At 69.9% G+C, this 14521-nt stretch carries 9 protein-coding genes, 1 tRNA gene and 1 CRISPR repeat array; of the genes, 1 reads left to right on the forward strand and 9 read right to left on the reverse strand.

Annotation, left to right across the window (positions count from 1 at the left end):
• Window positions 1-6: 6 nt before the first annotated feature.
• Complete coding sequence (locus AB0I69_RS14690) at window positions 7-714, reverse strand: transketolase (RefSeq protein WP_363095981.1); 708 nt, start codon at window positions 712-714, stop codon at window positions 7-9.
• Between the two features lie 159 nt (window positions 715-873).
• On the opposite strand from AB0I69_RS14690, the gene AB0I69_RS14695 reads away from it, so the two are divergent.
• Window positions 874-947 (forward strand) — tRNA-Pro (locus AB0I69_RS14695).
• A gap of 100 nt (window positions 948-1047) precedes the next feature.
• Here the strand turns inward: AB0I69_RS14695 and AB0I69_RS14700 are convergent.
• The 8 genes from AB0I69_RS14700 to casA form a co-directional block, all read right to left on the reverse strand.
• Window positions 1048-2265: a site-specific integrase gene (locus AB0I69_RS14700; protein WP_363095982.1), complete on the reverse strand. Its 1218-nt coding sequence runs from the start codon at window positions 2263-2265 to the stop codon at window positions 1048-1050.
• A complete protein-coding gene (locus AB0I69_RS14705; RefSeq protein ID WP_327399718.1) occupies window positions 2265-2417 on the reverse strand; it encodes a hypothetical protein in 153 nt (50 codons plus the stop codon). The genes AB0I69_RS14700 and AB0I69_RS14705 overlap by 1 nt, the downstream gene beginning before the upstream one ends.
• Window positions 2418-4896: 2479 nt before the next feature.
• Window positions 4897-5473: direct repeats of the CRISPR family, unit length 29 nt; unit sequence CGGGTGACCTCTGCGGGTGCGGAGCAGAC.
• Window positions 5474-5556: 83 nt separating this feature from the next.
• Window positions 5557-8280: a CRISPR-associated helicase Cas3' gene (gene cas3 / locus AB0I69_RS14710; protein ID WP_363095983.1), complete on the reverse strand. Its 2724-nt coding sequence runs from the start codon at window positions 8278-8280 to the stop codon at window positions 5557-5559.
• An 82-nt stretch (window positions 8281-8362) separates the two neighbouring features.
• Window positions 8363-9028 carry a type I-E CRISPR-associated protein Cas6/Cse3/CasE gene (gene cas6e, locus AB0I69_RS14715; RefSeq protein WP_363095984.1) on the reverse strand — a complete coding sequence of 222 codons (666 nt, stop codon included), beginning with the start codon at window positions 9026-9028 and terminating at the stop codon, window positions 8363-8365.
• Window positions 9025-9771, reverse strand: a complete 747-nt coding sequence (gene cas5e, locus AB0I69_RS14720; RefSeq protein WP_363095985.1) for a type I-E CRISPR-associated protein Cas5/CasD — start codon at window positions 9769-9771, stop codon at window positions 9025-9027. The genes cas6e and cas5e overlap by 4 nt, the downstream gene beginning before the upstream one ends.
• Complete coding sequence (cas7e, locus tag AB0I69_RS14725) at window positions 9768-11024, reverse strand: type I-E CRISPR-associated protein Cas7/Cse4/CasC (RefSeq protein WP_363095986.1); 1257 nt, start codon at window positions 11022-11024, stop codon at window positions 9768-9770. Before cas7e ends, cas5e begins: the two co-directional genes overlap by 4 nt.
• Window positions 11021-11629, reverse strand: a complete 609-nt coding sequence (gene casB, locus AB0I69_RS14730; protein WP_363095987.1) for a type I-E CRISPR-associated protein Cse2/CasB — start codon at window positions 11627-11629, stop codon at window positions 11021-11023. The genes cas7e and casB overlap by 4 nt, the downstream gene beginning before the upstream one ends.
• Complete coding sequence (gene casA / locus AB0I69_RS14735; protein WP_363096151.1) at window positions 11626-13119, reverse strand: type I-E CRISPR-associated protein Cse1/CasA; 1494 nt, start codon at window positions 13117-13119, stop codon at window positions 11626-11628. The genes casB and casA overlap by 4 nt, the downstream gene beginning before the upstream one ends.
• Window positions 13120-14521 lie beyond the last annotated feature (1402 nt).

The raw sequence follows: 14521 nt of genomic DNA on the forward strand, positions 1-14521 counted from the left end.
GGGTGATCAGACGGACTTCGGCTCCACCCGGGCCACGACCACGTGCGGCCGGCCGGGGTGCGGCGCGGTGAAGGCGGCGTACAGCGCCTCGTGATCACGGCCGTCGACCGTCACCGCGGACCAGCCCGCGGCCTCGAAGCGGGCGGCGATGCCGCCGGGCCGGGCGTGACTGGCGGAGGAGTTGTCGACGACGACGGTGTGCAGCCGGTCCAGTCCGGCAGGCCCGGCGAAGGCGATGGCCTCGTGGTTGCTGCCCTCGTCCAGCTCGGCGTCCCCGACCAGCACCCAGACCCGCGGTTCGGCACGCCCCTGGGCCCGCAGCCCCAGTGCCGTCCCGACGGCGATCGGCAGCCCGTGCCCCAGCGACCCGCTGCCGATCTCGGCGCCCGGCACCAGCACCCGGTCGGGGTGGTGCCCGAGCGGCGAGTCGTACGAGCCGAAGCCCGGGAGCCACTCCACCGGGACGAACCCCTTGGCGGCCAGTACGGCGTAGTACGCCATCGGACCGTGCCCCTTGGAGAGCAGGAACCGGTCACGTTCGGGGTCGCCCATCCGCTCCGGGCCGACCCGCAGCACCCGGTCGTAGAGCACCCACAGCACGTCCAGCGTCGACGTCGCCGCCGGACCGTGCTTCTCGTCGCCGGTCATCAGCCCCATGAGGCGGGGCAGGTCGTCGTGCGTGTAGGTGCGGCTGTGTTCCGTGGTCGTCGTCATACGGACGATCGTGCAACCTCAACCAAACTTCAGGTCAAGTGTCGGAGAGGGGGGCGGTCGAAAGTCCGCCCCGAATAAAGGCGTGCGCGATCACTGACGCGAGTGCGGTATTGTTTCCATGCGCGTTCGGCCAGGGGAAACCCCAGGTCAGATGGGCAACGGGACGTGGCGCAGCTTGGTAGCGCACTTGACTGGGGGTCAAGGGGTCGCAGGTTCAAATCCTGTCGTCCCGACTCGATGGAGTCGCTGGTGAGGGGCGGTTTCGGAGGAATCCGAAACCGCCCCTTGATCATTGTTGGGGACCAGTTGGGGACCAGCGTGCCTTGACCGGTGTCAGCGGGTGAGGACAGCCGTCGCGGGAAGCGTGCGCGGGGCGCGCAGCACGCTGAGGTGTGCGGAGAGTGCCGTACCTGCGGCTGTGATCTTGTGGACGTCTGGGTGCAGGTAGCGCTGAGTGGTCGTCAGTGAACCGTGACCAGCGATCCTGCGCAGGACGTGGATGGGGACTCCGGCGTCCGCGAGCCAGGTCAGTCCGGTGTGGCGGAGATCGTGGCGGCGCAGGTGCTCGTAGCCGAGCTGGGTGACCACCTCGTCCCAGTGGGTCGCGTCGCGCAGGACCGCGGTGGAGATGCGTCCTCCGCGTGGGCCGGTGAACAGCCGCGCGTCGGGGGCAGGGCCGGCGGAGAGGATGCGCTGGGCCACGAGCGGGCGGATCTCCTCGATGATGGGAACCTTCCGGGCGCGCTTGCCCTTGGTGCCCTTGTCGGTCAGTCCGCCGGGCGCGGGCGTGGTCTGACGCCGCACCGTCCAGATCCACTGGCTGGTGTCGATGTCTCCGACGCGGCACCCGGAGACCTCTCCGATCCGGGCGGCGGTGCTCGCGGCGAACAGAACGACGTCGCCCCAGCCTCGGTACTGGTTGGAGGAGGCGGCCACGAGTGCCTCGGCCAGCTGGACGAGCGTGTCCCAGTCGGGCAGGGCGAGGGCCCGTGGGTCGCGGAGTTCGTCCTCGGCCTGCTTGTAGAGCTTCTGCCAGCCGCTGACGCGGGCGGGGTTGACCTTGATGATGCCGTCGCGGACCGCCTGCTCCATGACGCGGACCAGGACGGCGATGGTGTTCTTGACCGTGGAGCGACTGTGGTCGTCGACGATCCAGTTCTGCACGCTGCGGTCGACGACGCCGTTGGTGATCATCCGTACGGCGAGGTGGCCCAGGGCTGGGACCACGCGCATCCGCCATCCCGCGAGATACGGGTCGAGGGTCTTCAACTCCAGCCCGCGCAGGGCGAGATCCATGTTGGTGTCGCCGTATTCGGCGAGTTTCATGGTGGCGAGCGACGGGGACAGGCCGGCCTGCGCGGCGTCGATGATGTCCTGGAGCCACTCCTGAGCCTCGTCCTCGTCCGCCTTTCCCTCCGACAGGGACAGGCGTCGCTTCGTCGCCGGATCGAACCAGCGGACGCGCGCTCGGTAGGGATTGGGACGATCGGGCCGGTACTCGATGTCGGTGGAGAGCTTGACGCCGACCGGAACAATGGTCTTCTCGGCCATCAGGCTTCTCGGCGCGGGACGGTCCGGCGGCTGTGCAGCCATTCCTCGACGTCGAGCGCGCTGTACATGACGACGCGTTCCGAAACGGAGACGAACGGCGGGCCCTGCGGTGGCCGGGCGGTGCGCCACCGACGCAGAGTCGAGGCGTCCACGTGCAGACAGGAGGCGAGATCACTCGTCGAATACCAGGCGTTGGCCAGAAGGGACGAACGGCTGTCACCTTGGACGGAGACGGCCTGACTGGCTATGGAGTGCGCCGCGTGCTCCTTTTGCTTGCGTGGCTGATGGATTGTGGAATCTATTATCGGTTCGGGGGGCAAGTGCGGTGGATCTCCGGGCGGTATGGAGCACCAAACGGATACCGGAGAAGAACCTCCGGCGATGGATGACACCGCTCGCAAACGGAGAACAGGGGATTCCACCTCCGCAGCGGTGGTGAATCCTCGCTGATGGATCGATCCGCAGTGGTGCTCGGGGCAGACGTTGGACAACAATCGTCTGCAGAAACGCCGGTTTGGCTAACCGGCGATGTGCGGCTATGTTCCCCTCGCTCACGAGCGAAATTGCCGGAGCGCGGCTCCTGCGGGGCGACGAGATTCGTCGGATGCGTCGGCGATCGCGTACATGCTTGACGCATCAGGTGCCGTGCCGTTTCATGCTTTCCCGATGACGCACCATGTGGAGTGTGTTGCGCTCCTTGAGCTGGTGGCAAAGGTGTCCTGACCTGCCGTTTTGTGCGCGTGCGTTATGTGTAGTGTGGGCGTTACGGGCGATATCTTGACGCTGAAACGACGCTCGTGACGCTCGTTCTGATGGGGCGTCAGACGCGTTGCGTCTCTGGTCAGGCGATGTGACTGCTGTACCGGAACACCTCCGCTCGCGCGGAGCTGACTCGTGCGTCTGCACCCGGTTCGGAGGCTGGCCGGAATACCTCCGCTCGCGCGGAGCTGACGTCGCGGTGAACGCGTCGATGAGCGTCGACAGCGGAACACCTCCGCTCGCGCGGAGCTGATGACGGCACCACCTTCACCCTGGCCATTGCCGACGGAACACCTCCGCTCGCGCGGAACTGACGTCCCCGATCCCTACGGCGACGACGCCGACGCCGGAACACCTCCGCTCGCGCGGAGCTGACGCGGCCGTCCGACAGAGACCTTGGCCGGTCATCGGAACACCTCCGCTCGCGCGGAGCCGACATCCCCCCTCGGCTTTCCGGCACCCCGGATGCCGGAACACCTCCGCTCGCGCGGAGCCGACCGGCGGCCCCGTAATCGCAGGTCGTGACGGATCGGAACACCTCCGCTGGTACGGAGCAGACTACGCCTCACGCTGCCAGCGGTTAGATATGCGCGGGTGACCTCCGCGGGGGCGGAGCAGACGCCTCCATGAAGTAGGGGGCGAAGCCGAGCGACGTGTGACCTCTGCGGGTGCGGAGCAGACCCGGTGAACATGGTGGTCCGCACGAACGGCACTGGGTGACCTCCGCGGGGTGCGGAGCAGATTACGGCACGCCTGCCTCCATCACGCTGTCCGACAGGTGACCTCCGCGGGTGCGGAGCAGACTCCATGTAGAGGGTGCGCAGGACGTCGGGCTGCGGGTGACCTCCGCGGCTGCGGAGAAGACTACGTAGGCCGCTGGCACTCCGATTGGGAGGACGGGTGACCTCCGCGAGTACGGAGCAGACCACGTCCGGCCCGGTTTCCACCCTGAGGACGCCGGGTGACCTCCGCGAGTGCGAAGCAGCCTGTGACGTCGACAACGGATTCGTGTTCGACTGAGGGCGACCCCCGCGGGTGCGGAGCAGACTCCCTCACCCCGACCCGCAGCCGCGACGTGTTCGGGTGACTTCCGCAGATGCGGAGCAGTCCGTTGGCGGTACCGGCCCAGTCTGGGCGACCTCCGCGCGCGAAGCAGACACCAACCTCCTCGGCGTCGTCCCGGTCGTCCCCGGGTGACCTCCGCGAGTGCGGAGCAAACCCGTTCCCGCTCTTCTCCGACGACTCCCCCAACGGGTGACCTCCGCGGGTGCGGAGCAGACTCCAAGCCCAACCCGGCCGTACCCAACCAGTCCGGGTGACCTCCGCGGGAACGGAGCAGACTCGAGGTCGAGGGCGGCGCCGTTGCACCAGCGCGGGTGACCTCCGCGGGAGCGGAGCAGACGACTCGGGGGTCGGCGGCTTCGACGCCTGGGTCGGGTGACCTCCGCGGGTACGGAGCGGACTCCTCGTACGCGTTCGCCAGCTCCGCGGTTCCCGGGTGACCTCCGCTGTGTCACGCGGGTGCGGAGCGGACGTAGTCGACATGATCCGCGCGGCGTTCTTCTGCGAGTGACCTCCTCGGAGCGGAGCGGACGAAACCTCCCTGGCCGAGGCGACGCTGGAGAACGGGTGAACCTCCGCACGTGCGGCCCGGACACGAGCGCGTGCCGCTGCCAGGCGTCGGTCTGCGGGTTACCTCTGCAGGCGTGGAGCAGACATCAACTCGACCGGAGCCTCGTGTCCGGCGGCCGGGTGACCTCCGCGGGGGCGAAGCGGACTGCTGAGTCCAGCCGTTGAATTCTCGGGCTTCCAGGTGACCTACCGCGGGTACGGAGCGGACACCTTCGGCACTGTCATGCCCTCGTGCGTCATCGGATGGTCTCTGCGGGTGCGAGCAGACTGCACGTAGACGGGCCCGCTCAGCTCGTTGAACGGGTGACCTCCGCAAGTGCGGAGCAGACGTGTACTTCTGGCGCTGGGCCCTGTGGCGCGCCGGGTGACCTCCGCAGGTGCGGAGCAGACAAGGGCACAGCGCGCGCCGCCTACCTCCTCGTCGGGTGACCTGCGCGTGTGCGGAGCAGACTCGTACAGCGGCCCTGACAGCGACAACTGGGACGGGTGACCTCTGCAGGTGCGGAGCAGACATCGCCTGGCGGTACTCCTCGGGGTGCGCGTGCGGGTGACCTCTGCGGGTGCGGAGCAGACCGCCTGATGGGCATGGAGGTGGCCGCCGAGTTCGGGTGACCTCTGCGGGTGCGGAGCAGACCCCTCGTACTTGCGGGCACAGTCCCCGATCGCCGGGTGACCTCTGCGGGTGCGGAGCAGACGGAAGGCTGATGCCGTACAGCAGCGACGACCTCGGGTGACCTCTGCGGGTGCGGAGCAGACATCATCGATCAGCCTTTTCCCAGGTCGGTTCGCGGGTGACCTCTGCGGGCGCGGAGCAGACTCTTGCTGACCTGCACGGGCAGGCCGGTTTTGCCATTTTGTTATCAAGGTACGTGGCTCGCGGCCGGAGGAGCTAACCGGGGGTCAGTGGCGCATGAGGCCGTTCTGTGGGTCGAGGCTGATGGCTCTTCTTGCTGCCCGGTAGGCGTTGATGGCGGTGGGGGTGACGGGGTGGGGCAGCAGGATGAGGTCGCGTAGGCCGGGGATGTGGGACCAGTTGTCGGGGATGTGGGTGGCGGGGCCGCGGCCGGTGAGCCATTGGCTGTTGACGGGGATGGTGGCCTGCATGAGTTGGCGGATGGTGTGGCGGTCGTCGGGGTCGATGCGCTGGGGCAGGGCGGTTCGCGGGGTGTGGTGGGTGGGGTGGAGCCAGTGGTGGCCGTCGGGGGTGAGGTAGGTGGGCAGGATGCGGACGGTGTCGGCGCCGAGGCGGGTGGCGATCTGGTCGGGGTGTTCGTCGGTGTTGGTGAGGGGGTGCAGGTCGCGGACGGATGCCGGGGCGGGGATGGCGGTGAGGTGGGCGGTGGCGGTGCGTTGGGTGTCGTCGGCGAGGCGGGCGGTGTCGTCGGCGCCTGCGAACTCGGGTCCGTAGACCTGGTCGACGAGGCGTTGGACGTCCTCGGGGACATTGACCGGTTCGCCGTCGAGGGTGGTGAGGAGGTCGCGGGTGCGGCGCAGGAGGGAGGCGGGGTAGACGTCTCCCCAGGCAGGGGGCGGGAGTTGGCCGGCGGGGATGAGGACGGCCAGGCGCGGCTTGGCCGCCCAGGTGGGGCGGTCGGTGCGGGGGTGGCGGTGGCCGCGGCCGGCTCGCTGGAGGAGGAGGGCGAGCGGGGCCAGATCGCTGATGACGAGATCGAAATCCACGTCGAGGGACTGTTCGGCGACCTGCGTGGTGATCACGACGAACGGCCGGTGGGGGCGTTTGCCGTGGGGGCCGGTCCATCGTTGGAGGCGGCGGGTGATCGCGGTGCGCTGCCGGGCGGGCATCCGGGCGTGCAGGATCCGCACGAGCGGCCGGTCGGTGCTGGTGGCCCAGGCGGTGTCAAGGAGGTCGCGGGTGGCCTGGGCGTCGGCGACGGTGTTACAGATGACCAACGCGCAGCCCTTGCGAGCCTGTTCGAGGGGGGCGAGCAAGTCGAGCACGGCGCGGGCGCGGCCTCCTTCATGGTCCGGATTGTGGGTGTGGGTGCAGGTGAGGGTGTCGATGGTGAGCGGGTGGGCTCGGTTGGAGCCGAGGGTGGGTGAGGTGGTGATGGTTCCGGTGGTGTGGTCGGTGTAGGTCCAGCCGGGGTAGCTGGGGTTGATCGGTGGGGTGTCGTGGTGTCCGGCGCCGCGGCGGTAGGCGTGGATGAGGGCGGCGGCACTGTCGCCGGTGACGGTGGCGGACAGCAGGACGACGGGGACGCCGAGGGCGCCGAGCCATTCGAGCAGGCGCAGGGTCAGTGCGTGGCCGTGGGCGTCGTAGGCGTGGACCTCGTCGATGATGACGGTTTTGCCGGACAGGCCGAGCCAGCGCAGGGCCAAGAAGCGGTGTGGGAGGACGGCGAGGGCGGCCTGATCCCAAGTGCCGACGGCGATGCCGGCGAGGAAGCCGCGGTGGCGGCCGCGAAGCCATTCGGCCACCACGTCCGGGCTGGATGTCGCGGTGGCGAGCTGGTCAGGGGCGTAGTCGGCGTCCAGCCAGGCCATCGCGTGCAGCAGCGTGATGGGGGGTGGGGTACGGCAGTTGTCGCGGGCGTACGCCCGGACCCTGGCCCACATGGCGTCGGTGGTGGCCATGGTCGGCAGCAGGAAGGCCAGGCCCTTGGTGCCGGCGGCCGGTCCCATGACGCGTTCGGCGAACAGGGCGCATTCGGTTTTGCCTTCGCCGGGCGGCGCGGTGATCAGCAGCAGGCCGGGTCTCTTCCCGGCCAGGGCCGGGAGGTATTGGGCGAGGCTGGTCTGAAGAGGGTGCAGGGTCTTGCCGCGCAGGTGGGGGAAGAGGGTGTGGAAGCTGCGGGTGCGTCGCCAGGTGGGTGGGACGAGTTGGGCCTCGCGTAGGGTCTTGGGGGCGGCGCGGCGGGCCCGGCGGGCGTGGGCGTGCCAGTGCTGGGTGGGGTCGCGGTCCCAGCGGCGCTGGCGGGCGCGGATCCAGGGCAGTTGGGAGACGAGCCAGTCGGCCAGGATCACCAGGCCGGTGGTGACCGCCGCGGCGGGGCCGGTGGCCGGGCGGGTGGGCCAGGTGGGGGTGCCTAAGAGGTCGTGGATGAGCTGGACGAGGTGTTCGCGCTGCTCGTCCCATGCCTTCTCCCCCAGGCCGGGTGCGGCGGCGAGCGGGCAGGTGAGTTCACTTCCCTGATGGGACAGGGCGATCGGGTAGGTGCCGTGGTGGCCGCCGAGCAGCTGGCCGATCTGGTGGGCTGCGCCGCGGGTAGGGCGGCCGGTGAGCGGCAGGCCGTGCAGGCGGTGCAGGAGTTCCGGCAGAGCAAGGTGTGTGGCCCGCTGGTGGTTCGGGCTGCTGGCGGTGGCGGGTGCGGGTTCGTATCCGGGCTGTCCGGTGAGCTCGTGGGCGCCGGGCACGCAGCCCTGGAAGCCGGGAGTGATCTTGCCGAGGTCATGGAGACCGGCCAGGCAGATGACGAAGGTGCGGGCCTCGGTCTCGGTCAGGCCCCAGCCGTCGGCGATGACGGTGCGCTGGTGGGGGGTGAGGTAGCGGTCCCACAGGGATGCCGCCATCACGGCGGCGTCGATGGCGTGGCAGCCCAGCGGATAGGGGTGGGTAAGACCGCGTTCCTTGCCCCACAGCCGGAGTTCGAACGGAGCGGACACGCGCCCTGATTCCTTTCATACGGACAGGCCGGCGGCCCCGGCGTCGGCCGGGGCCGGGTGGAGAAACGGCGGGAGCCAGGGGTCAGGAGCGGTAGGGGGCGATGGACAGAAGGCCAAGGCCGTAGGCGCGGCCCTGCCCGATGCCGGTGGTGATCGCGGTGCGCAGGGCCTCGGGATCGGTGACGGTGGCGACGCCCTCGAAGCGCATCGCCCGCAGCCGGATCCCCTTGCTCTCACTGCGCGAGCCGAGCACGTCGGGCTGCGGGAGGTCGAGGACGAGCTGGTTGGCCAGTCCGGCCCGGCCTGCTTGGCGCTCCCACCAGGCAAGGGCTTCCTCGCCGGAGACGGGCACCCGCTTGCCGCGCCGGGCGCCGGGCACTGGCACGCTCTTGATCGGGTTGGCGTCGATCCGGAAGCGCACGACGCGGCCTTCGTCCACCCAGTTGAGCAGCGGGCCCAGGTCGCGGTATTCGACCTGGCTGGCGTAGCCGGAGGGGAGGGCGTTGCGGTTGATGGGCAGCGTGGACTGGATCAGCAGCAGCGCACCGGTTTGCTCGCGCTCGATGCGGTAGAGGGTGTTCGTGGCCGTCCGGGGGGCGGGCCCGAGGGCGTCGGGGAACAGGGCCTGGATGGTGGTGTGCAGGCGGGTGGCGTCCTTCAGGTCGCGGTGGACGTCCCGGCTGCGGGCCGCAAGGTGGAGCTGGGCCAGGTGCACCGTCTGGGTGGCGGCCGTGGGGGTGGTGGTCATGCGGCGGCTGCCTCTCGGTAGGCGGTCAGTGCGGTGAGCCAGTCCGTGCCCCGGCCGGCCTCGTCGGCGTCGGGCAGCGGGCGTTGCCGCTCCCACACGGGGCGGTTGGTGAAGTGGCGGTGCGGGCCGGGCTGGTCGCGGATCTCCGTGTCCATTAGGGCTCCGGGCTCGGGGGCTGTGTCGTAGAGGAACGTCACCGGCTCGCGGGCGCCGGACCGTGCTGGGGTGCGGTGCAGCGGCAGACGGTCGAGCTCGACCACCGGGTCGGTCACGTCGGACCGGATGAGGATCGGGGTGTCCGGGACGCAGGAACGGCGACCCAAGTACGGGGCGAACCGGGGGCGTTGGAGGGCCTGGACGCACCTGACGAGCGTGGGCGCGGGACCGGTGACGGCGATGGTGAAGGCAGCGTCCGTCAGGTACCAGCGCTGGGTGAGGATGGTGCCCTCGCCCAACTTGCGGAACTTGCCGTCGGCGGTGGGCGGGGTGAGGTGGCGGGGGTAGCCGCCGCCGATGGTGTGGAAGTCCATCTCCCGCTGGCCCGGACGGTCCACACGGATGGTGAACGACAGCTCGCCGAGGTCGGTGTTGTCGCTGTCGCGGGGGCGGCCCAGGCAGCAGGCGAGCAGACCGTTCAGTCCGGAGCGGGTGGGCCAGCGGTGGGTGGTGCGCACCTCGAAGTCGGCGTCCGAGCCCCAGGATTGCAGGGGCCCGGACAGGTGCAGCAGGAGCCCGTCGCTCACGACAGCTCCTTGGCGACGGTGTCGCTAATCCGGGCGATCAGGTCGGCCAGGCCGTCGAGGCGGTCGCCGAGCGCGTCGAAGGCTTCGTCGGTCAGGCCGCTGTGGGCGTGAGTGAGTAGGCCGCCGGTGCCCAGGAAACGGTGGTGGGCCCGGGCATGGTCGTTCAGCCGCTGCAGGGAGCGGGGCAGGTAGCCCTCGGTGCTGTCGGGCACCGGGGTCTCGTAGGCGCCGACCAGGCTGACCGGACGGTCCGAGCGCACCGCGACGTAGGTCAGGTGCGGCAGGGTGAACGGGGCGGTGCCGGAGGCTTTGGCCGGCAGCACCGTGGTGACGAAGGCGCGCACGAACTCCGCCAGCACGGCCTGGGCGGTGTCGGTGTCGGCGTCGAGGTTGCCCAGGAGTTCGGTGACGTTCACGGATGTGTACCGGTAGAAGGTGGCGGAGGTGTAGCGCTGGTCGCCCATGTGCCCGGCGCCGCGCTCGGTGCCCGCTTCTTCGAGGACGTCGTCGACGGCGGTGAAGTAGTCCAGCTGGGTGCTGGCCGCATGGGTGCTCAGTCCGTGCGCCATCTGCACGGCGCCGTCGACCGTGGAGCCGGCCTCGTTGGCGAGCATGCGGCCGAAGGCGGCGACCGAGGCGTTCTTGGACTGCAGAATGGTCAGCACCACCGCCTTGGGCACGATCTTCGCCGCGTACTTGGCCAGCAAACTGCCCTCGCCGACCGCGGGCTCTTCCTCGGCGTCTGCCGCCGCGTCCAGGTCGGCGTCCGCCGTGGTGCGGGTGGTCTTCTTCGCCGCCTTCGCCGCCTCGGCCTCGATGTCGTAGACCGCCTGGGTGATGTCTCCGCGGTGGGTGTCGGCCAGGTCCGCCAGCTCGTCCAGGGCGCTTTCGGGCAGGAACAGCAGGGCGTTGGTGCCCTGCGAGTCGGCGATGCCCAGCCCCTTCACCCCGGCCGCCAGGATCAGCATCTGGCCTGCGGCCAGGGCCGGTTCCGGCTGCCAGCCGCGGGCGGTCAGCCGCTCGGCGACTTCCTGGGGGACGCCGCGGGTGCGCACCGCGCGGATCCCGGTGGCCTTCTCCACGGCCCTGCGGGTGTGCCGCTTGCCGTTCTGCGAGGAAGTGCGGGCGCGCATCACACCGCCGTAGCGCGCGGACTTCGGGGCACCCTGCCGGTCGCGGTTCACGTTGGAGTACGGGTAGGACTGGATCAGGTGAAGGTCGACGTGCAGGCTTCCCGGGCCGATGTTGATCACTTGGTGTTCTCCTCAGCAGTGCGGCTGGTGGGGGTGTGGAAGGCGCGGGCCCAGTCGACGCGGACGTCGTCCGCCCACTTCGGCCAGCGGGTCAGATCCCGCAGCAGCACCGGCCACTTGACGGGGATCTGCTGCGAGCGCAGCAACGAGATCGCGCCGGGAAGCTCCCGGACGAGGTCGTCGCCGCCGAGCTCGGCCAGGTGCGACAGCGCGTCGGCGGCGTTCTGTCGGCGCATCGCGCCCGTATGTGCGGCGCGGGCGTAGGACCAGCCCAGGTTCTGCCACACCTGCGCCGGTTTCGCCGCAGGCGGCGGGTTCGACTTCGCGGTACGGGGGTTGGGGGCGTCGTGGACGGCGTACAGGCAGGCCACGAGCAGATACGGGCGTTCGGCCTCGCGGGTGGGCGCGTAGGCCGGGATCCCTCCGGCGGGCAGCAGATGCATGTACAGCTGCCACGGGGAGGACAGTTCCTCGGCCAGCCCGTTGCGCAGGGCGGCCCGGCCGCCCGGTGTGGCACACGCACTGCGGACGGTGCGCATGAACCGCTCGAACGACTCCAGCGGGTGCTTCTTGGCCGACGGGGCGGGCGGGGACTCGGTACTCATGCGGCCTTCGCCCTCCTTCCGGGAGTGCGTGGGTGGGTGAGCTGGGTGCGGGCCTGGGCCACCGGGTGCAATCCCTGTGGGGTGGTCGCGGCCGGCCGGGTGGTGGCGTCGTAGATCTCCAGGGCCAGGCTGCGAAACCGGGGCGCCTCGGCGTTGTCGTGGCTGATCGAGGGCCAGAACAGCGCCTCGGCGCGGTCCCAGTACGCGGCGGTCGCCTCATCCGCCCACGGGCAGGACTTCTCGCCGGGCGCCAGGTGCTTCCACGCCGTACGCAGAGCCCTGGCCAGATCGGCCGCCGCGCCCTCCGCCGCCTTGCGGGTGTCGGCCACGCGGGCCGCGCGCTCAGGATGCCGGGAAGGCAGGAACGCGGCGATGCTCGCCGGGGTCGTTGCGGCGTACCAGTGTTCGTCCCGCTCCTGCTTTTCCTGGTGGCAGCCCAGCGCCCGCACGCGCACCGGCCCCAGCCCGTCGAGCACGTCCTCGGGCAGGTCGGCGAACACCGACAGCCAGGCCGGAAGAATCTGCCCCAGGACGCCCGCCGCGGCGGGATTCTTCGCGTGGATGAAGGCGTCGAAGTCCCGCAGCAGGGAACGGCGCCAACTCGCCCGCACCGGGCCACCCTTGGCGCGGTCGATGACGAACGGATCCCGGGCCGGGGGCAGATCCGTCCGAGTGCCCCAGGCAACCCAGCAGCCCGTCGTCTCCGCTCCCGTCTCGTTTGAAGACAGCAGGACATGGTGGGCGCTTCGGCCGGTCAGGAGCGAGACGGGCCCGCAGGCGGGGGTTGGCAGCAGGGGGTCTTCGAGCTCCTCACGCTCCCACGGCGCGAGATCCTGGGCCGGATCTTCTCCTCCCGCCGGCGGCGGGCACGACAGGACGAGTGAGGTGAACAGGCTCTCGCCCAGCGGGTGAATGGACACCAGCGCCCGCAGCGGCGCGGCCTTCATGTTCTTGGAGTTCGTGCCGCTGTGCTGGCGCTGGGCTCCGGTGCCGGACGGCCCGTAGCCGCGCCAGGCGAGCAGCCAGCCCAGGGCCTCGCCGGACGGTACGGAGACCTCCTGCGGCGTCCGGTCCAGCCAGGGCTGGTTCGATCCCGATGGCCTCGGCATCACGAGTTTCCCGGGCGGCGCCTGGCGTGAGCACTCCGCCGCAAGACGGGGGTCCTGGAGGAATGGCCGGTGTGGATCATAGAGGTCGAACCGGTGCCGCCACCGGTCGAAGTAGGCGTTCACGGCCCCCGCATCGAACCGGCCTGCCGACAGCAGCGCGTCGAAGCGGTCCTCCCACGCCTCCCGGTCGGGCACATCAAGGCCGCCGGCGCGGACTGCGAGCGCGGTCAGGAGGCGCCGCAGCATCGACTCCACCGCCGGGTTCGCCACCTCAAGGTCGGCCACAGCATGAGCGGCCAGAAGAGCCGTCCGCAGACCCGCTCCCCGGCGGCCACCAGGCTCAGCCCCCGGCACCAGGGCCGCTAACTCCTCGGGATCCATGTCCCGACGGAACACCAGCGTGACGCACGGCTGGTCAGCCGCACTGAAGGCACGCAAGTTCCCCCTCCTCACACTTTCGGAAACGTTAACAGCGCCCGAAAATCGACGAGTTCACACACAGTCGCCAACCCCAAGCAGAGGGCGACGCTAAGGGGACTCATGGAGTCGGCGCAACCGGAACCATCAGGCTCGCTGCAATTGTCAGAGCCGCCCAATACAGTGCCCGAGGACACGTTCTGCGCACGCAGAGGTAACCCTGGGACACATGGTGCAAATCGACCCAAGGTCCCCCGGTTCCGCATCAGCGGAGACCGACGCCTCGTCCCGCCCGATCGAATGGCTTGAAAGCGTGTCTGGCGACTGATTAACGGCCATGATCGAAAGGATCCGTCGCGGCACGTAACGGAACGGCCAAGCCGATTAGGCTGTAACGGTCGGCAAGGGATGGCTCCGCATCTGCGGAGGTGTTCCGTCGGCGAGCAGGAGCAGCCGCTCGAATGCTGAGTTGGCTCTGCATCCGCGGAGGTGTCCCGGCCCCGCTGCCACCCTTGCGGGTGGCGGTCTCGTCCGCTCCGCTCCCGCGGAGGTGTCCCGGCGATGATCAGAGAGCCGTCGGCCTTCTCGAAGTCCGCTCCGCTCCCGCGGAGGTGTCCCGTTCAAGGCCGCCCTCGCGCGGGTCCTGCTGTGGTCCGCTCCGCTCCCGCGAAGGTGTCCCGCCGCCACACCGGCCCCCGAGTCTGAGCCCGACGTCCGCTCCGCTCCCGCGGAGGTGTCCCGACGATGTAGCAGCGCAGGTCGATGCCGGTGGTGTCCGCTCCGCTCTCGCGGAGGTGTCCCGAACCCGCGCACCGCCGCACAGGCAATCGCGAGTTCCGCTCCGCTTCCGCGGAGGTTTTCCGGAGCCGGTGTCGTCGGGGTGGCGTTTTCAGCGGTCTGCTCTTACGGAGTTCCGGGGCATGCGCCCGCTGTCTGCCGCCGATTCGCATCCGCTCTGTTCCCGCACGACCCAAAATCGTTGACCGCAGCAATTGCGCGTCGGCGCGTCGCGATCGCGACAGCTGGCTGTTGTTGTTCAGATGGCCGTGGAGGCGTCGGGGTGCCGGCGGGTGGTTCTGACTGATGGCTTCACGGCATCACGTGGGAGTTCTCTGGCTCCGCTTGCTGAACTGGACGGGGACCTGAGTGAGTAGCCCTGGAATCAGCACGACGGTGGTTGGAGTGGGCGCGCGGGTATGCGCGCGATACCGATCCCTTGCGCCATCTTCCATGCAGGTCGAGTCCGTGTCATCGGGCACCGCACGCATTGCAGTCGTGCCTGATGAGATGAAGTTCGTACGGACCTGGGTGAGCGGTGTGTTGGGTCCGTTTGGGCTGACGGGGTCGGCGTTTGGACTGACATCTG

Source organism: Streptomyces sp. NPDC050508 (assembly GCF_040655155.1).
GTDB lineage: Bacteria > Actinomycetota > Actinomycetes > Streptomycetales > Streptomycetaceae > Streptomyces.

Coding starts and splice junctions, on each gene's coding strand:
- AB0I69_RS14690 (WP_363095981.1), bottom strand. CDS start 714: ATGACGACGACCACGGAACACAGCCGCACCTACACGCACGACGACCTG.
- AB0I69_RS14700 (WP_363095982.1), bottom strand. CDS start 2,265: ATGGCCGAGAAGACCATTGTTCCGGTCGGCGTCAAGCTCTCCACCGAC.
- cas6e (WP_363095984.1), bottom strand. CDS start 9,028: ATGACCACCACCCCCACGGCCGCCACCCAGACGGTGCACCTGGCCCAG.
- casB (WP_363095987.1), bottom strand. CDS start 11,629: ATGAGTACCGAGTCCCCGCCCGCCCCGTCGGCCAAGAAGCACCCGCTG.
- casA (WP_363096151.1), bottom strand. CDS start 13,119: ATGGATCCCGAGGAGTTAGCGGCCCTGGTGCCGGGGGCTGAGCCTGGT.